18 protein-coding genes are annotated in these 17,421 nt (G+C 72.3%); 10 read left to right on the top strand and 8 right to left on the bottom strand.

Features of this window, described 5'->3' with window-relative positions; genetic code table 11:
• Positions 1-30: 30 nt before the first annotated feature.
• The 3 genes from HNQ01_RS21085 to rsmI form a co-directional block, all read right to left on the bottom strand.
• Entirely contained in the window at positions 31-2,343 is a 2,313-nt protein-coding gene (locus tag HNQ01_RS21085) for a diguanylate cyclase domain-containing protein (RefSeq protein ID WP_217427640.1), read from the bottom strand.
• Complete coding sequence (locus tag HNQ01_RS21080; protein ID WP_217427639.1) at positions 2,307-3,140, bottom strand: transporter substrate-binding domain-containing protein; 834 nt, start codon at positions 3,138-3,140, stop codon at positions 2,307-2,309. The genes HNQ01_RS21085 and HNQ01_RS21080 overlap by 37 nt, the downstream gene beginning before the upstream one ends.
• A gap of 137 nt (positions 3,141-3,277) precedes the next feature.
• Positions 3,278-4,303: a 16S rRNA (cytidine(1402)-2'-O)-methyltransferase gene (rsmI, locus tag HNQ01_RS21075; protein WP_434801527.1), complete on the bottom strand. Its 1,026-nt coding sequence runs from the start codon at positions 4,301-4,303 to the stop codon at positions 3,278-3,280.
• Between rsmI and HNQ01_RS21070 the strand changes: the two genes are divergently transcribed.
• The 3 genes from HNQ01_RS21070 (at position 4,290) to HNQ01_RS21060 (ending at position 6,003) form a co-directional block, all read left to right on the top strand.
• The gene (locus HNQ01_RS21070; protein WP_173807485.1) at positions 4,290-4,697 is read left to right on the top strand and encodes a YraN family protein; all 408 of its coding nucleotides are present in this window, start codon (positions 4,290-4,292) and stop codon (positions 4,695-4,697) included. The two genes, rsmI and HNQ01_RS21070, sit on opposite strands and share 14 nt — an antisense overlap.
• 71 nt (positions 4,698-4,768) lie before the next feature.
• Positions 4,769-5,356: a phosphoheptose isomerase gene (locus HNQ01_RS21065; RefSeq protein ID WP_173807484.1), complete on the top strand. Its 588-nt coding sequence runs from the start codon at positions 4,769-4,771 to the stop codon at positions 5,354-5,356.
• A gap of 23 nt (positions 5,357-5,379) precedes the next feature.
• Entirely contained in the window at positions 5,380-6,003 is a 624-nt protein-coding gene (locus HNQ01_RS21060; protein ID WP_173807483.1) for a BON domain-containing protein, read from the top strand.
• A gap of 16 nt (positions 6,004-6,019) precedes the next feature.
• Here the strand turns inward: HNQ01_RS21060 and HNQ01_RS21055 are convergent, their stop codons facing one another.
• The 3 genes from HNQ01_RS21055 to HNQ01_RS21045 are packed head-to-tail and all read right to left on the bottom strand — an operon-like array spanning position 6,020 to position 9,223.
• On the bottom strand, positions 6,020-6,919 hold the full coding sequence (locus HNQ01_RS21055) for an NAD(P)-dependent oxidoreductase (protein WP_173807482.1): 900 nt from the start codon (positions 6,917-6,919) through the stop codon (positions 6,020-6,022).
• 28 nt (positions 6,920-6,947) lie between these two features.
• The gene (locus HNQ01_RS21050) at positions 6,948-8,159 is read right to left on the bottom strand and encodes a PilT/PilU family type 4a pilus ATPase (RefSeq protein WP_173807481.1); all 1,212 of its coding nucleotides are present in this window, start codon (positions 8,157-8,159) and stop codon (positions 6,948-6,950) included.
• A gap of 20 nt (positions 8,160-8,179) precedes the next feature.
• The gene (locus tag HNQ01_RS21045; protein ID WP_173807480.1) at positions 8,180-9,223 is read right to left on the bottom strand and encodes a type IV pilus twitching motility protein PilT; all 1,044 of its coding nucleotides are present in this window, start codon (positions 9,221-9,223) and stop codon (positions 8,180-8,182) included.
• An 89-nt stretch (positions 9,224-9,312) separates the two neighbouring features.
• Here HNQ01_RS21045 and HNQ01_RS21040 point away from each other — a divergent pair, with 89 nt between their 5' ends.
• The 4 genes from HNQ01_RS21040 (at position 9,313) to HNQ01_RS21025 (ending at position 11,595) form a co-directional block, all read left to right on the top strand.
• A complete protein-coding gene (locus HNQ01_RS21040; protein ID WP_173807479.1) occupies positions 9,313-10,017 on the top strand; it encodes a YggS family pyridoxal phosphate-dependent enzyme in 705 nt (234 codons plus the stop codon).
• Between the two features lie 103 nt (positions 10,018-10,120).
• On the top strand, positions 10,121-10,561 hold the full coding sequence (locus HNQ01_RS21035; protein ID WP_173807478.1) for an Hsp20/alpha crystallin family protein: 441 nt from the start codon (positions 10,121-10,123) through the stop codon (positions 10,559-10,561).
• Positions 10,562-10,616: 55 nt separating this feature from the next.
• On the top strand, positions 10,617-11,018 hold the full coding sequence (locus HNQ01_RS21030) for an Hsp20/alpha crystallin family protein (protein WP_173807477.1): 402 nt from the start codon (positions 10,617-10,619) through the stop codon (positions 11,016-11,018).
• A gap of 70 nt (positions 11,019-11,088) precedes the next feature.
• A complete protein-coding gene (locus tag HNQ01_RS21025) occupies positions 11,089-11,595 on the top strand; it encodes an Hsp20/alpha crystallin family protein (protein ID WP_173807476.1) in 507 nt (168 codons plus the stop codon).
• Here the strand turns inward: HNQ01_RS21025 and HNQ01_RS21020 are convergent.
• Together HNQ01_RS21020 and HNQ01_RS21015 are read right to left on the bottom strand one after the other, a co-directional pair.
• Positions 11,582-11,938 carry a hypothetical protein gene (locus HNQ01_RS21020; protein ID WP_173807475.1) on the bottom strand — a complete coding sequence of 119 codons (357 nt, stop codon included), beginning with the start codon at positions 11,936-11,938 and terminating at the stop codon, positions 11,582-11,584. The genes HNQ01_RS21025 and HNQ01_RS21020 overlap by 14 nt on opposite strands.
• A 153-nt stretch (positions 11,939-12,091) precedes the next feature.
• Positions 12,092-12,571, bottom strand: coding sequence for an Lrp/AsnC ligand binding domain-containing protein (locus HNQ01_RS21015; RefSeq protein WP_173807474.1), 480 nt, complete (start codon positions 12,569-12,571; stop codon positions 12,092-12,094).
• A 98-nt stretch (positions 12,572-12,669) separates the two neighbouring features.
• Between HNQ01_RS21015 and HNQ01_RS21010 the strand changes: the two genes are divergently transcribed.
• From HNQ01_RS21010 to HNQ01_RS21000, 3 genes are all read left to right on the top strand, one after another.
• Positions 12,670-15,717, top strand: coding sequence for an L-glutamate gamma-semialdehyde dehydrogenase (locus HNQ01_RS21010; RefSeq protein WP_173807473.1), 3,048 nt, complete (start codon positions 12,670-12,672; stop codon positions 15,715-15,717).
• A 212-nt stretch (positions 15,718-15,929) separates the two neighbouring features.
• Positions 15,930-16,766 (top strand): pyrroline-5-carboxylate reductase, encoded by an 837-nt coding sequence (proC, locus tag HNQ01_RS21005; RefSeq protein WP_173807472.1) that lies wholly within the window; start codon positions 15,930-15,932, stop codon positions 16,764-16,766.
• A 32-nt stretch (positions 16,767-16,798) separates the two neighbouring features.
• Positions 16,799-17,362: a DUF1643 domain-containing protein gene (locus HNQ01_RS21000; protein WP_173807471.1), complete on the top strand. Its 564-nt coding sequence runs from the start codon at positions 16,799-16,801 to the stop codon at positions 17,360-17,362.
• Positions 17,363-17,421 lie beyond the last annotated feature (59 nt).

The raw sequence follows: 17,421 nt of genomic DNA, 5'->3' as shown, positions 1-17,421 counted from the left end.
CGATCCACCCCGTTCCTCCGGGACGCAAGCCTACACCGTGGCGTTCCCCAGATCGGTGTCGCCCTGCTGGTGGAAACCCAGGCCGTGGCGACCTTCGTGCTTGACCCGGTACATCGCGGTGTCGGCGCGACGCATCAGCGTGGCCTCGTCATCGCCATCCTCCGGGCTGACGGCGATGCCGATGCTGAACGAGACCCGCAGCTCCAGCGCGCCGATCCGGTAGGGACGGTCGACCGCCTCGAGAATGTGCTGCGCGACCCGCCGGGCGTCCGGCGACTCCTCGATCTGCGGCAGCAGCACGACGAACTCGTCGCCGCCGAGGCGGCAGACGGTATCGCTGGCGCGCACCGCCTCCTGCACCCGCCGCGCCACCGCCCGCAGCAGCGCGTCGCCGGCGTCGTGGCCATGGCGGTCGTTGACCTGCTTGAAATGGTCCAGGTCCATGAACAGCAGCGCGAGCCGGCCGTGCTGGCGCCGCCGCAGCTGCAGCGCCTTGTGCAGCCGGTCCTGCAGCAGCAGCCGGTTGGGCAGACCGGTCAGCGCGTCATGGTGGGCCTGGCGCGCCAGCGTGCGCTCGAGATCGTGCGCGGCCGTGATGTCCTGCAGCGTCAGCACGACGCCGACCGACTGCGCGTCGCCGCGCTCGCCCGGCTCGTGCAGCGGCACCGCGGTCTCGCGCACCACGCGCCAGCGACCGTCGCGGCAGCGCAGCCGGCAGCTCACCGGCGCCGGCCGGCTGTCGTCGAGCAGGCAGCGCTCGACCGGATCGCCCGGCGCCGAGCCGCCGTCGAGCGCCTGCCGCCCCAGCAGCCCCGCCCACGGCCGGCCGCGCACCTCGTCGAGCGTCCAGCCGATCATCTCGACCGCGGCCGGATTGAGGCTGCGGACCCGGCCGAGCCGGTCCAGGCCGACGACCGCGTCGCCGATGCTCTCGAGCATCGCCGCGGTGTGACGGTGCTGCAGCGCGAGCTGCTCGGCCAGGCGCTTGCGCGTCACGTCCTCCAGCACCGCCAGCGAGCGGATGAAGCGCCCCTGCTCGTCATGCTCGCTGATCGCCGACAGCAGCACGTCCAGATGGCCGCCGTCGCGGGCGACCATGCGGTACTCGACATCGCGGCATTCGCCGCTGCGCAGGAAGGCCGGAATGACCTGCTCGATCGCGCGCCGGCGCGACTCGGCGTCGAGGAAGTCGGTCGACGGCCGGCCGACGACGTCGCGCTCGTCGTAGCCGAGCCGCTCGAGCCAGAGCCGGCTGACCGCGAGCATGCGGCCGTCCGGACCGATCGAATGCATCATCGCCGGCGTGCGCTCGTACAGGCGCCGGTAGCGCTCGCGCTCGCGCTCCAGCGCGACCTCGCGCTCGAGCGCCGCGCCCATCGAGGCCGACAGCAGCAGCGAGGGCACCAGCATCATCGCCACCGACAGGTGCACCAGCGCGTCCTGCCAGTGCGTGGTGGTCGGCGGCGTGGCCAGCAGGCCCAGCGAGATCATCGCGCCGACCGCCTGCGCGACGCACAGCACCAGCAGGGACACCTGCACGAAGCGCAGCCGCACCGCCGCCACCAGCAGCGGCAGGCCGATGTAGACGAAAGGGTAGGCCAGATGCAGCAGCGCCAGCACCGCCACGCCCAGCGACACGCACAGCAGCACCAGGGTGTCGACATCGACCCAGGCCGCCATCTCGGCCGGCTTCAGGCGCAGCAGCGCCAGCAGCAGCGGCAGCAGCGCCAGCGTGCCGATCAGGCTGCCCAGCACCAGGTTCAGCCAGGCCAGCGGCGCCGACGCGCCCGTCTGCCCGGCCAGCAGCATCAGCGGCACCGACAGGCTCGCGGCCACCAGCGCCGGCAGCAGCACCGCGCTGAGCCCGACGCGCGCGCACGCCCGCGGACTCGACAGCAGCCGCAGCCGGTCGGGCGAGACCTGCAGCACCCGCGCGCCCAGCAGCATCGCCGCCGCGTGGCCCGGCAGCCAGGACAGCAGCGTCGCGCCGCCCAGCCCGCTCAGCAGCCCGGCCAGCGCCAGCCCGGCCAGCAGCGCCGCCAGCGCCTGCAGGCGCTGGCGCGGCCCGGTGGTGCACAGCAGCGCCACCATGCCGAAGGCATCGGCCATCCACGGGCTGACCAGGCTGCCGGGCTGGCTGGCCAGCAGCAGCGCCAGGCCGGCGAGCAGCGCCGCGCCGGTCGCCGTGGCCAGCGCCATCCGCCCGGGCCGGCGCTGCCAGCCCCGCAGCAGCACGGACTCGACATCGGCGGCGGCCGCAGCACCCTCGGCGCCGGCGGCATGGGCCGGATCGATCGGCGCCGCGCTCATCGGCTGCCCCCGGGCGACGGGCGGCGGCGCCATAGCGCCAGCGCCGACAGCAGCAGCGCCAGCCCGAGCAGCAGCAGGCCGATGCGACCGGCCCACAGCCGCAGGCCGGTCTCGGCGCCGGTCTCGATGCTGACGCCCCAGCGCTGCAGCAGATCGCGCCGGCGCGCGGCCGGCACCCGGCGCAGCGCCTCCTCCAGCGCCTCGCCCAGCTCGGGGCGGTCGCGTCGCCAGGCGAAGCTCAGCGGGTACTCGAAGCCGACCGGCGCGCCGATGACCAGGCCGCCCAGATCATGCTCTCGGGCGACGAAATGCACGCTCGCGACATCGGCGACCACCGCGTCGACCTCGCCGCGCAGCATCTGGCGCAGGCCGTCGAGGTCGCTGTCGACCGCGCGCCAGCCGACCTCCGGATGCTGGGTGCGCACATGGGCCTCGACCGCGTAGCCACGCCCGACCGCCACCGGCCGGCCCGCCAGCTCGGCCAGCGAGTCATGCACGCGCCGCCCGACGATGACCGCCGGCACGCTGACATAGGGCCGCGAGAACGACAGGTACTGCGCGCGCTCCGGCGTCGGCCGCAGCGAGGACAGGAAATCGACCTCGCCGCGGCGGGTCGCGGCGAGCTGATCGGCCAGCGGCCGCGCCGGCAGCATCTGCACCGGCAGGTCGGCCTGCTGGCGCATCTCGTCGAGCAGGTCGATCGACAGGCCGCGCACCCGGCCCTGGCGGTCCTGGTAGACGAAGGGGCCGTAGTCGCTCTCCGGCGCGAAGCGCCAGGCCGCCGCTCCGGCCCGGGCCGACGGCAGCATCAGCAGGACGCCCAGCAGCACGGCCTGCAGGACGGATGCTCGTGGTCTTGGAAGCACGGCTTGTTCTCCCCCTCGCGAATTTTCATTCTCGATGTGAACCCGACGTGCGTGCAAGGCGGGTCGCCCCACCCCTGGCCGGCCGGGGGACAAGCCGTCGATCAGCGGCGCGGGCGCTCGCGCCGCACGGGCCGGCGCTCGGGCCAGTCCGGCGGCACCGCGGCGGCCGGGGCGGCAGCGGCGGCCTCGGGCGCCTGCGCCGCCTCGTCGCCGGCCTTCAGCGCCAGCGCACGCGCATAGAGCTCGCCCTTGGGCGCGCCGGTGGCGCGCACCGCCAGCGCCACCGCCTGCTTGAGCGGCAGATCCTCCAGCAGCACTTCCAGCAGCCGTTCGGTCGAGGCGGTCGCGGCGCCGGCCTCCTCAGCCTCGGGCGCCGGGCGGGCGTGCAGCACCAGCACGAACTCGCCGCGGCGGTGGTCGTCGCTGGCGGCCAGCCAGGCGGGAAAGGCCTCGGCCGCGAGCGTGTGGATGGACTCGAACTGCTTGGTCAGCTCGCGGCAGACGGTCAGGCGCCGCTCGGGCATCGTCTGCGCCAGCGCGGCGGCCAGCGCCTCGATGCGGTGCGGCGCCTCGAAGATCACGCAGGTGCCGGCGTCCTCGGCCAGCCGGCGCAGGTCGCGCTCGCGCGCCGCGGCCTTCGGCGAGACGAAGCCGGCGAAGCGGAAGCCCTGCCCCGCGATGTCGCCGGCCGCGCTCAGCGCCGTCACCACGCTGCTGGGGCCGGGCAGCGGAATGACCCGGAAGCCCGCCTCGCGCACCGCCGCCACCAGGCGCGCGCCGGGGTCGGAGATCGCCGGCGTGCCGGCATCGCTGACATAGGCCACGCGCTCGCCGCGCCTCAGGCGCTCGACCACGCGCGGCGCGGCCGCTTCCTCGTTGTGCTCGTGCAGCGCGATCAGCGGCTTGCCCAGGCCCAGGCGCTGCAGCAGCCCGGCGCTGACGCGGGTGTCCTCGCAGGCCACCGCGTCGACCAGCGCCAGCACATGCACCGCGCGCAGGCTGAGGTCGGCGATGTTGCCGATCGGCGTGGCCACGACATACAGTGAGGCGGCCGGATGCTGCTGCTGGCCGGCGGCCAGCGCCGCGGCCTGGACGATCGAGGGGGGGACGGAAATGTCGAGAGTCACGGACGGAAACGCCGGAGGCGCCACGAGGATCGGGATCGGATCGGCCGCGGAGGACCGGGCCCTGCAGCACCTGCAGCGCCACGGGCTGGTGCTGGTGCAGCGCAATTATCGAGTGGCCGCGGGCCCGTCGGCACGCGGCGGCGAGATCGACCTGATCCTGCGCGCGCCCGACCGCGAGGGCACGCTGGTCTTCGTCGAGGTGCGCAGCCGCGGCCGCGACGACCACGGCGGGGCCGCAGCCAGCATCACGCACGCCAAGCGCCGGCGCATCATCCTGGCCGCGCGCCACTACCTGCAGCGGCTGCGGGGCGAGTGGCCGCCGTGCCGCTTCGACGTGGTGGCGATCGACGGCGACGAGCTCGAATGGCTGGTGGCGGCCTTCGACGCCGGCTGAGGAGAGGCGCCCTGCGCTTCTGAAATCCGCCCGAAACGGAGCGGCGCGCGCGCTGGCATATCATCGACGCCATGCTCGAGCAACGCATCCAACAACAGTTCTTCGACAGCGCCGACGTCAAGTACGCCGCCGCCGAAGTCCTCACCCGGCCGGTCGGCGACGCGGCCCAGATCCTGCTGAACTGCATCACCTCCGGCGGCAAGGTGCTGGCCTGCGGCAACGGCGGATCGGCCGGGGACGCCCAGCACTTCGCCGCCGAGCTGGTCGGCCGCTTCGAGCGCGAGCGCCCGGGCCTGCCGGCGATCTCGCTGGCCACCGACACCTCGATCCTGACCGCGGTCGGCAACGACTACGGCTACGAGCATGTCTTCTCGAAGCAGGTGCAGGCGCTGGGCCAGCCCGGCGACGTGCTGCTGGCCATCAGCACCAGCGGCAACTCCGGCAACGTCATCGCCGCGATCGAGGCGGCGCACGAGAAGGACATGACCGTCATCGCGCTGACCGGCAAGGGCGGCGGGCGCATCGGCACGCTGCTCGCCGGCGAGGACATCCACATCTGCGTGCCGCATGACCGCACCGCGCGCATCCAGGAAGTCCACCTGCTGGTCATCCACTGCCTGTGCGACGCGATCGACGTGTCGCTGCTCGGCGAGGAATGAGGCTCCACGAAAGGATCGAGACGATGAAGACGCCGCTGAAGACCCCGCCCCTGCTGCGCACGGTGCTGCTGCCCGCGCTGCTGGCGTCGCTGCTGGCGGGCTGCGCCCCGGTGCTCGTCGGCGGCGCGGCCGTCGGCGGCGTGCTGGTGGCCAGCGACCGCCGCAGCGCCGGCGTGCAGCTCGAGGACGAGGGCCTGGAGCTCAAGGTCGGCCAGCGCATCCGCACGGTCGCCGGAGAACGCTCGCATGTCAGCGTCAACAGCTACAACCGCCAGGTGCTGCTGACCGGCGAGGTCTTCAACGAGGCGGACAAGGCCGCGATCGAGCAGGCCGCGACGCGGGTCGACGGCGTGCGCTCGGTGGTCAACGACCTGGGCGTCATGTGGCCGAGCTCGACGAGCGAGCGCTCGCGCGACCTGCTGCTGGCCGGCAAGGTCAAGGCGACCTTCGTCGACGCCGCGGGGCTGTCGGCCAGCGCCTTCCACATCACCGTCGAGCGCGGCGTGGTCTACCTGATGGGCCGGGTGACCGAGGAGGAGGCGCAGCGCGCGATCGACCTCGCGCGCACCGTCTCCGGCGTCGCCAAGGTCGTGCGTCTGGTCGAGATCCTGACGCCGGAGCAGCTGGCCAACCTCAAGGCCCGCTGAGCGCGAGCGCGCCGGCTCAGCGCAGCCGGCGGATCAGGCTGGAGGTGTCCTGGCGGCCGCCGCCCAGCGCCTGCACCTCGGCGTAGAACTGGTCGACCAGCGCGGTCACCGGCAGGCGCGAGCCGTTGCGGCGCGCCTCCTCCAGCACCAGGCCGAGATCCTTGCGCATCCAGTCGACCGCGAAGCCGAAGTCGAACTGGCCGTCCACCATCGTCGTGCCGCGGTTGTCGAGCTGCCAGCTCTGCGCCGCGCCCTTGCCGATGACCTCGAGCACCTGCTTCATGTCGAGCCCGGCGTTCTGGCCGAAGGCGATCGCCTCCGACAGGCCCTGCACCAGGCCGGCGATGCAGATCTGGTTGACCATCTTCGCGAGCTGGCCGGCGCCGCTGTCGCCCAGGCGCGTGACGGCGCGCGAGAAGGCCATCGCGACCGGGCGCATCTTCTCGAAGGCCTCGGGCGTGCCGCCGCACATCACCGTCAGCACGCCGTTGACCGCGCCCGCCTGACCGCCGGACACGGGCGCGTCGACGAAGTCGCAGCCCCGCGCGCGCGCCAGCAGCGCCAGCTCGCGCGCCACGTCGGCCGAGGCGGTGGTGTAGTCCACCAGCAGGCCGCCCGGCTTCAGGCCGGCCAGCGCCCCGTCCTCGCCCAGCACCACCGAGCGCAGGTCGTCGTCGTTGCCGACGCAGATGAAGACGATGTCGGCCTGCCCGGCCGCCTGGCGCGGCGTGGCTGCGCAGGCCACCGTCAGGCCGGCGTGGGCGGCGACCCAGTCGGCGGCCTTCGCGGCGGTGCGGTTGTAGACGGTGACGGCGTGGCCGGCACGGGCGAGGTGGCCGGCCATCGGGCCGCCCATCACGCCCAGGCCCAGGAAGGCGACGCGGCGGGGTTCGATCGGATCGTGACTGCGGGTCATCGCGGGCTCGGCTCCGTGCACGGGAGGTTCATTGGAGGTCGGTCATCCTAAGCGGTTTCGGAGCCAGGCGCCCCAGCAGCCGGTCCTCCTCGGCCGGCTTGACGAACAAGTCCCGCAGCTCTTCGGGCGGCTGGCTGGCCAGCTCGGCCGCCTTGCGCCGGCTGTGCAGCTTGATCATCAGGCGCAGGTCGTTGAGCGAGTCGGCATTGCGCAGCGCGTCCTCCTCGGTGATGAAGTAGCCCTCGAAGAGGTCGAACAGCGCCTGGTCGAAGGTCTGCATGCCGTGCTCGCGGCTGCGCTTCATCACGTCCTTGATCGCCGAGACCTCGCCCTTGAAGACCAGGTCCGACACCAGCGGCGTGTTGATCAGCACCTCGACCGCCGCGATGCGGCCGCTGCCGTCCTGGCGCGGCACCAGGCGCTGCGAGATCAGCGCGCGCAGGTTCAGCGACAGGTCCATCAGCAGCTGGTCGCGCCGCTCCTCCGGGAAGAAGTTGACGATGCGGTCGAGCGCCTGGTTCGCGTTGTTCGCATGCAGCGTGGCCATGCACAGGTGGCCGGTCTCGGCGAAGGCCACCGCGTGCTGCATCGTCTCGCGGTCGCGGATCTCGCCCATCAGGATCACGTCGGGCGCCTGGCGCAGCGTGTTCTTCAGCGCCGCCTCCCAGTTCAGCGTGTCGATGCCGACCTCGCGCTGCGTGACGATCGAGTTCTTGTGCGGATGCACGAACTCGACCGGATCCTCGATCGTGACGATGTGGTCGCAGGCATTGACGTTGCGGTGGTCGACCATCGCCGCCAGCGACGTCGACTTGCCCGAGCCGGTGGCGCCGACCATGATGATCAGCCCGCGCCGGGTCATCGTCAGGTCCTTGAGCACGTTGGGCAGGCCCAGGCGGTCGATGTTGGGCAGGTCCTTCGGGATGGTGCGCAGCACCAGGCCGGTCTGGCCCTGCTGCACGAAGGCATTGACGCGGAAGCGCCCGATCTCCTTCGGCGAGATCGCGAAGTTGCACTCCTTGGTGCGCTCGAACTCCGCCGCCTGCTTGTCGTTCATGATCGAGCGGGCCAGCGCCATCGTGTGCTGGCCCGACAGCGCCTGCGGCGACACGCGCACCACCTTGCCGTCGACCTTCATCGCCGGCGGGAAGTCGCAGGTCAGGAACAGGTCCGAACCTCCGCGGGAGACCAGCAGGCTCAGCAGGTCGTTGATGAACTTGGATGCCTGATCGCGTTCCATCTGAAGCAGTCCTCGCCGGCTCAGCCGGGAAAGTTCTCGGGCGAACGGGCCTTGCCACGGGCCTCGGCCGCGTTGATCTGCCCACGGCGCACCAGGTCGGCCAGGCACTGGTCGAGCGTCTGCATGCCCTGGGCCTGGCCGGTCTGGATGATCGAATACATCTGCGCGACCTTGGCCTCGCGGATCAGGTTGCGGATGGCCGGCGTGCCCAGCATGATCTCGTGCGCCGCGACCCGGCCGTTGCCCTCGCGGTTCTTGCACAGCGTCTGCGAGATCACCGCCACCAGCGACTCCGACAGCATCGCCCGCACCATGTCCTTGTCACCGGCGTCGAAGACGTCGATGATCCGGTCGATGGTCTTGGCCGCGCTCGAGGTGTGCAGCGTGCCGAAGACCAGGTGGCCGGTCTCGGCCGCGGTCAGCGCCAGCTGGATGGTCTCGCGGTCGCGCATTTCGCCCACCAGGATCGCGTCCGGATCCTCGCGCAGCGCGCCGCGCAGCGCCGCCGAGAAGCTCTCGGTGTCGCGGTGGACCTCGCGCTGGTTGATCAGGCACTTCTTCGACTCGTGCACGAACTCGATCGGATCCTCGATCGTCAGGATGTGGCTGTACTCGCTCTCGTTCAGGTGATTGATCATCGCCGCCAGCGTCGTCGACTTGCCCGAGCCGGTCGGGCCGGTGACCAGCACCAGGCCGCGCGGGCGCAGCGCCAGCTCGCCGAACACCTTCGGACACTTCAGGTCCTCCAGCGTCTGGATCTTGCTGGGGATCGAGCGGAAGACCGCGCCGATGCCGCGGTTCTGCATGAAGGCGTTGACCCGGAAGCGCGACAGGCCGTTGATCTCGAACGAGAAGTCGCAGTCCAGCTTGGCCTCGAAGGCCTTGCGCTGGGCGTCGTTCATCACGTCGTAGACCATCTCGTGCACCTTCTCGTGCGGCAGAGGGTCGACGTTGAGCCGGCGCACGTCGCCGTGGACGCGGATCAGCGGCGGCATGCCGGCCGAGAGATGCAGGTCGGAGGCCTTGTTGCGGACCGCGAATCTCAGAAGTTCAGTGATTTCCATGCAGCGATACCTCCCGGGCGGCTCCGCCCTCGAGCGGGCGGGCGGCCCTGCCGACCCGGAAATAAATGAAAAACTCCAAGTCGACGATTATGACGATGCTCAACGGCAACATCCAAGTTGTACACCAGCGCCTTAAGGCGGCCTGCACCCAGGCGGCCAGGCCGGCGCAATCCGTGCAATTGCTGGCAGTCAGCAAGACCCGCGGCGCCGACGAGGTGCGCCTGGCCCATGCCGCCGGCCTGCGCGCCTTCGGCGAGAACTACGTCCAGGAAGGACTCGACAAGATCGCCGCGCTGGCCGACCTGCGCGCCGACCTCGAGTGGCACCTGATCGGGCCGCTGCAGTCGAACAAGACCCGCGTGGTGGCCGAAGGCTTCGACTGGGTGCATTCGGTCGACCGGCTGAAGACCGCCGAGCGGCTGTCGGCGCAGCGCCCCGTGGGGCTGGCGCCGCTGCAGGTCTGCCTGCAGGTCAACATCAGCGCCGAGGACAGCAAGAGCGGCGTCGACCCGGCCGAGGTGCCGGCGCTGGCGCGCGCGGTGGCGGCGCTGCCGCGGCTGCGCCTGCGCGGCCTGATGGCGATTCCCGCGCCGGCCGAGGGTCTGCAGGCGCAGCGCGAGCCGCACCGCGCGCTGCGCGAGCTGCTCGAGCGGCTGCGCGCCGAGGGCCTGGCGCTCGACACGCTGTCGATGGGCATGAGCGACGACCTCGAGGCGGCCGTTCTCGAAGGCGCGACGATCGTGCGCATCGGCACCGCGATCTTCGGCCACCGCGCGCCGAAGGCCGCCGGCTGACGGTCTTGAAAGCCGGCGCCGCCATCCCATCTGCCAGAGCAGGAAAGACACGGACGACGGGCCCCGGCCCGCGCCGATCCACCGCACCACGGAGGTTGCTTCCATGCTCTACAGAAGCCTGTTCCCGCGCGACCTGTTCGCCGAGTTCGACCGCCTGCAGCGCGAGCTCCAGGCCGGCGCCGACACGCCCGCCACCATCCGCGGCAGCGGCCGCGGTGGCTACCCCGCACTGAACGTCGGCACCACGCCGTCCAGCGTCGAGGTCTGGGCCTTCGCGCCCGGCCTCGAGCCCGCCTCGATCGAGGTGCAGCTGGAACGCGGCGTGCTGACGCTGGCCGGCGAGCGCGCCCCGACCCGCCCGTCCGCCGACGACAAGGCCACCCAGCATCTGGCCGAGCGCTTTTCCGGCCGCTTCCGCCGCGTCGTCAGCCTGCCCGACGACATCGACCCGGACGCGGTCGAGGCGCGCTACCGCGACGGCGTGCTGCAGGTCAGCGTGCGCCGCCGCCAGGCCGCGCAGGCCCGCCGCATCGAGGTCCAGTGAGTTCCGGCAAGTACCGGTGGTGAACACCGACACGATCGCTGACAGGAGTTGCACGATGAACACGCCGAACCGTTCCCAGAACGCCGCACCGACACCGACCGGCGGCACCGACCCGACCCGCCCGGATCCGGCGATCGTCCCGCCGGTCGACGTCATCGAGGATGCCGGCGGCATCACGCTGTACGCCGACCTGCCGGGCGTGCCGCGCGAGGCGCTGCACCTGCGCGTCGACGGCGACCAGCTCTCGATCGAGGGCGAGGCCCGGGTGCCCGCGCCGGCCGGGCTGGAGATCAGCCATGCCGAGGTCGCGCTGCCGCGCTACCGGCGCACCTTCACGCTCAGCCGCGAGCTCGACAGCGGCCGCATCGCGGCCGAGATGAGCCACGGGGTGCTGCGCGTGCGCATTCCGCGGGCCTCGCACGCGCAGCCGCGCCGCATCGAGGTCCAGGTGCAGTGAGCCTGCAGGGCCGGCCGCGACCGGCCCGCCCCCTCCCGTTTTCCTCCACCCGCTTGATCAGGAGCAGCGCATGAAGATCGACGACATCCGCGAGAACCTCGGCCAGTTCTGGGGTTCGTTCTCCGAGGGCTGGGACCGGCTGCGCCACACCGCCGCCGGTGCGCTGACCCGCTTCCGCCCGGGCGAGCAGACCCAGCTGCCCGAGCGCCACGAGATCGACGATCCGCTGCATTTCCCGGCGCAGTCCTGGGCGATGCTCGGCGGCGACGTGTTCGAGGACGAGCAGCGCCTGGTGGTGCGCATCGAGGCACCGGGCATGCGCAAGGAGGACTTCTCGATCGAGATCGGCGGCGACACGCTGCAGGTGCGCGGCGAGAAGCGCTTCGAGCGCGAATCCACCGAGGGCCGCTGGCGCGTGCTGCAGTGCGCCTACGGCAGCTTCCAGCGCTCGGTGCCGCTGCCCGCGCCGGTGCGCGGCGAGGAGGCGCGCGCCAGCTACCGCGACGGCGTGCTGCGCATCGACCTGCCCAAGCGCGAGCCCGGCCGCCCGGGCAGCGTGCACGTCAAGGTCGACTGAGCGACGGCGCGACGGCCGCCGGCGCGGCCGTCCGGGTCTGCGGACCCGCGGGCAGGGCCAGCATCGCCGCCGTGGCGATCTGCACCGGCGACGACGGCGCGGCGGTCGCGCCGGAGGCCGGCTGCGTCCCGCTGACCCGCCCCAGGTCGCCCGGACAGGGCTGGCCCTGGAAGACGATGCCGGTGTCGGTGCGGCACTTGTAGACGCCGGCCGGCAGCTGCGCCAGCGCGGGCGCGGCCGGCATGGCCAGAGCAGCGGCCAGCGCCAGCAGCGCCGGCGCGCGACGCGATCCGCGGCCCGGCCGGCCTGCGAGCAAGTGGTTCTTGTCTGTTCCCAACGGCATGGATGCCCTCGTCAATCGGTTTTCGCAATTCAACCCTTCAAAAGGTTGAATCACGCCACCCACCCCCGCGAACAGGGGGTGCATGAACGAGAAGCAGTGCCGGTCCCGCCGGGACCATGGCGCCGGCGCGCCCGGAGCCCGGCACGCCGACGCTCAGAGCTTGATCGCCGCGGTGTTCTTGACCTCTTCCATCACCACATAGGTGCGCGTCTCGCGCACGCCGGGCAGCGCCCAGATCACCGAGCCGATGAACTCGCGGTAGGCGGCCATGTCGGCCACGCGGGTCTTGAGCAGGTAGTCGAAGCCGCCGGCCACCAGGTGGCATTCCAGGATCTCGGGGCGCACCTGCACCGCGGCGCGGAAGGTGTCCATCACGTCCTGCACCGTGCGGTCGAGCAGCACCTCGACGAAGACCATCAGCCCGGCGTCGAGCTTGACCGGGTCGAGCCGCGCCTCGTAGCCGAGGATGAAGCCCTCGCGGGTCAGACGGCGCACCCGCTCCAGCACCGCGGTCGGCGACAGATGCACCGCCTCGGCCAGCTTCAGGTTGGAGATCCGCCCGTCCGCCTGCAGCAGCGCGAGGATGCGACGGTCGATCTTGTCCAGATCGGAGGAGGTGCGGTCATTGGCCATGCCGGACATTATCCGGTTGTCACCGCTGATTTTGGCGAGTTGTTCTGCCTCCTGACGAATACGCTGGAGACCTTTCCAACATCGCCGAGACCACCGCCATGAACGCCCTGACCGACCTTCCCGCCCTGGCCTCCCTCTTTCCGGACCGCCTGCCGCCGCCGGTGCGCGACGAGTCGCAGCAGGTCGCACGGCTGCTGGCCGAGCTGCACGGCCGGCTCGACTGGGCGGCGGTGATCACGCTGGGCACGCCGTGGGTGGACGCGGTGCGCCGGCACCCGGCGCCGTTCTGGGCGATGGAATCGCTGCTGCGCGAATACCCGATCTCCAGCGCCGAAGGTCTGGCGCTGATGCGCCTGGCCGAGGCGCTGCTGCGCGTGCCCGACACCGAGACCGCGCTGGCCCTGACCGCCGACCAGCTCGGCCGCGCCGACTTCGCCGCGCACACCCACGACGGCCAGGACCATGCGCTGATGAGCCACCTGGCGGCGCAGGCCATCGAGCTGTCGAAGAAGATGCTGCCCGGCGACGAGGCCACCGGCCAGCGCGCCGGCCTGCTGCAGCGCCTGGGCGCCAAGACGGTGGTGGCGGCCACGGTGCGCGCGATCCAGCTGCTGGGCCGCCAGTTCGTGCTCGGCCAGAACATCGGCGAGGCGCTGGACCGCGCCGCCGCCAACCACCGCGAGCACCGCCTGCTGCGCCACAGCTTCGACATGCTGGGCGAAGGCGCGCGCACCGACGCCGACGCGCAGCGCTACGCGAAGTCTTATGCCGACGCGATCGCCGCCATCGCCGCGCGCGGCCGCGCCAGCCGCCCGGAGGACGGCGACGGCATCTCGATCAAGCTCTCGGCGATCGACCCGCGCTACGAGGCGGCCCAGTTCGCCACCGTGCAGCGCCGGATGATGCCGCGCCTGCTCGCGCTGGTGGACGCGGCGGCCAGCGCCAACCTGAACCTCACCATCGACGCCGAGGAGACCGAGCGGCTGGAGCTGTCGCTGGCGGTGCTCGACGCCACCGCGGCGCATGTGGCGCAGCGCTTTCCCACCTGGCGCGGCCTGGGCCTGGCAGTGCAGGCCTACCAGACCCGCGCGCCGGAAATGGTCGAGGCGGTCATCGAGATCGCGCGCCGCCACGGCCTGCGGCTGATGGTGCGCCTGGTCAAGGGCGCCTACTGGGACGGCGAGATCAAGCGCGCGCAGGAAATGGGCCTGCCGGGCTATCCGGTCTGGACCGACAAGCGCCACACCGACCTGAGCTACCTGGCCTGCGCGCAGCGCCTGCTGGCCGCCGCCGAGATCTATCCGCAGTTCGCCACCCACAACGCCGGCACCATCGCCGCGATCCTGGAGATGGCGCGCGCGGCCGGGCGCATCGGCGCCGATCCGGGCTTCGAGCTGCAGCGCCTGCACGGCATGGGCGAAGGCATCCACCGCGAGGTGCTCAAGCGCGCGGACGCGCCGCCGCTGCGCATCTACGCGCCGGTGGGCGAGCACCGCGACCTGCTGGCCTATCTGGTGCGCCGGCTGCTGGAGAACGGCGCCAATTCCTCCTTCGTGCACCAGCTCGCCGACGAGGCGGTGTCGATCCCGGCGCTGCTGGCCTCGCCGCTGCGCGCCGCCGCCCCGTCGACGCTGCCGCTGCCGCGCCGGCTCTACGGCGAGTCGCGCGTCAACGCGCTGGGCGTCGATCCGGTGGTCGAGCGCGAGCGCCTGCCGCTGCTGGCCCGCCTGGCGGTGCCGATGCCCTCGGCGCCGACCGACGACAGCGCCGCCTCGGCCGCGCTGGCGATGGACGCGCTGCACCGCGCGCAGCCGGCCTGGAACGCGGTGCCTTTGAGCGAGCGCTGCGCCGTGCTGCGCCGCGCCGCCGACCTGATGGAGCGCCAGATGACCGAGCTGGTGGCGCTGCTGGCGCAGGAAGGCCGCAAGACCTTCGGCGACGGCGTGGCCGAGGTGCGCGAGGCCATCGACTTCTGCCGCTACTACGCCGAGCAGGCCGAAGCCCGCCTGGCCCCGCAGGCCCTGCCCGGCCCGACCGGCGAGAAGAACGAGCTGCGCCTGCACGGCCGCGGCGTCTTCGTCTGCATCAGCCCGTGGAACTTCCCGCTGGCGATCTTCGCAGGCCAGGTGGTGGCGGCGCTGGTGGCCGGCAACACGGTGGCGGCCAAGCCGGCCGAGCAGACCCCGCGCAGCGCGCGCCGCTGCGTCGAGCTGCTGATCGAGGCCGGCCTGCCCGCGGACGCGATCCGCCTGGTCTGCGGCCCCGGCGAGACGGTGGGCGCGGCGCTGGTGGCGCATCCGCGCTGCGCCGGCGTGTGCTTCACCGGCTCGACCCAGGTCGCGAAGATCATCCAGCGCCAGCTCGCGATGGGCGACGGCCCGATCGTGCCGCTGATCGCCGAGACCGGCGGCCTGAACGCGATGATCGTGGATTCGAGCGCACTGCCCGAGCAGGTGGTGGACGCGGTGGTGCAGAGCGCCTTCCGCTCGGCCGGCCAGCGCTGCTCGGCGCTGCGGCTGCTGCTGGTGCACGAGGGCGTGGCCGACAAGGTGAGCGAGATGATCGCCGGCGCGATGGCCGAGCTGGTCTGCGGCGACCCGGCCGACGCGGCCAGCGGCTGGTCGGTCGACGTCGGCCCGGTGATCGACGCCGAGGCGCATGCCGGCCTGTCGACGCAGGTCGCGCGGCTGGAGCGCGAGGCGCGCCTGGTCGCCCGCACCGCGATGGACGCGCGCTTCAGCGCGACCCACATCGCGCCGGTGGCCTTCGAGCTGAAGTCGGTCCAGGAGATGAAGCAGGAGATCTTCGGCCCGGTGCTGCACATCGTGCGCTGGAGCGGCCCGGTGGACGCGGTGGTCGATCAGGTCAACGCGCTGGGCTACGGCCTGACGCTGGGCATCCACACCCGCATCGACGACCGTGCCCACCGCATCGCCGAGCGCGCGCGCGTCGGCAACGTCTATGTCAACCGCAACATGATCGGCGCGGTGGTGGGCGTGCAGCCCTTCGGCGGCGAGGGCCTGTCGGGCACCGGCCCGAAGGCGGGCGGGCCGCACTACCTCTACCGCTTCTGCGGCGAGCAGACGCTGACGGTGAACACCGCGGCGGCCGGGGGCAATGCGGCGCTGCTGGCCGGGGATCACTGAGCCGGCGCCTGGCGTGGATGGCCGCCTTCGCGGCCATGACGGAGGACGCGCAGATGCCGCCCTCCCGTCATCCCCGCGCAGGCGGGGACCCACGAGCTGAAACCCCGGTGCTGGCGGCCGTCGCGGCCGTCATCCCCGCGCACGCGCAGCCACCTCACGCGGGCATCCTGAAGGGCCGTCATCCGCCCCCCTCGGACATACACTTCCCCGCCATGACACACGACGCCCCCACCTCCACCTCCCCCACCCTCGCCTTCATCGGCGGCGGCAACATGGCCACCGCCATCCTCGGCGGTCTGGTGCGCAGCGGCACGCCCGGCGCCAACCTGATCGTGCTCGACCCGAACGCCGAGCAGCGCGCCCGGCTGGAGCGCGACTTCGGCGTGCGCACGCTCGCCGCAGCCGACGCCACGCTGTCCGAGGCGGACGCGGTGGTCTGGGCGGTCAAGCCGCAGAGCTTCCGGGACGCGGCCGCGCCCTGCGCGCCCTTCGTGGCCGGCGCGCTGCACCTGTCGGTGATGGCCGGCATCCGCAGCGACGCCATCGCCCAGGCCACCGGCTCGGACCGCGTGGTGCGCTCGATGCCCAACACGCCGGCGCTGATCGGCCAGGGCATCTCGGGCCTGTACGCGCGCCCGGCGGTGAGCGCGGCCGAGCGCGCCCAGGTCGAGGCGATGCTCGCGCCCACCGGCGCGGTGCTGTGGGTCGCGCAGGAAAGCGATCTGGACGCGGTGACGGCGCTGTCGGGCTCCGGCCCGGCCTATGTCTTCTATTTCATCGAATCGATGATGGCCGCCGCCGAGCGCATGGGCCTGTCGGCCGAGCAGGGCAAGCAGCTCGCGCTGGCCACCTTCGGCGGCGCCACCGAGCTGGCGCGCCGCTCCGACGAGACGCCGGCGGTGCTGCGAGAGCGCGTCACCTCCAAGGGCGGCACGACCTACGCTGCGCTGACGACGCTGGATGCGCGGGAGGTCAAGGGCAGCTTCGTCGAGGCGATGCTGGCGGCGCAGGCGCGGGCGCGTGAGCTGGGGGACGAGTTCGGGCGGTGAGATTCGAGGGGCCTGTTCGGCGGCACGAAGCGATGCAGCGCGACGCGCTCCTGAGCCCCTGCAGACGCTACCGCTACGCGCTGTGGCGCCGCTGGGGCGAAGGCCCGCCCGCGATGTTCATCGGCCTGAACCCGAGCACCGCTGACGAGACCGCCGACGACCCCACCATCCGGCGCTGCATCGCGTTCGCACGATCCTGGGGCCATGGCGCGCTGTGCATGGTCAACCTCTTTGCCTACCGCGCCACGCGGCCGACCGACCTTCTGGCACAGGACGACCCGGTCGGGCCAGAAAACGACGCCTATCTTCAGAAGCTGGCCGCCGAGGCCGGCGTGGTGGTCGCGGCCTGGGGCGTTCACGGCACCCACCGCGGCCGGCACAACGTGGTGCGCGCCATGCTTCCCGCACTGCACTATCTGCGGCTGACGAAGGACGGACACCCCGGCCATCCGCTGTATCTGCCTGCCAGCCTGCGACCGGTGGCGTGGGTTAGGCGATGCTGCGCCGAGCAGTCACAACGTTGCACGAGCGCGTCACCTCCAAGGGCGGCCCCCTCTAGCTGTCAAGACCCGGGAGATTCTTTGGCCGCTTCTTGAACAAGTCGGGTGACTTGGCCCGCCAGGACTTGAGGGCATCAAGAGGCGTGTGATGGTCC

The organism is Sphaerotilus uruguayifluvii, from assembly GCF_013294065.1.
GTDB classification, from domain to species: Bacteria; Pseudomonadota; Gammaproteobacteria; order Burkholderiales; family Burkholderiaceae_C; genus Sphaerotilus; species Sphaerotilus uruguayifluvii.
The sequence above is the reverse complement of the archived record's forward strand: the minus strand, read 5'-3'. Positions and strand labels throughout refer to the sequence as shown.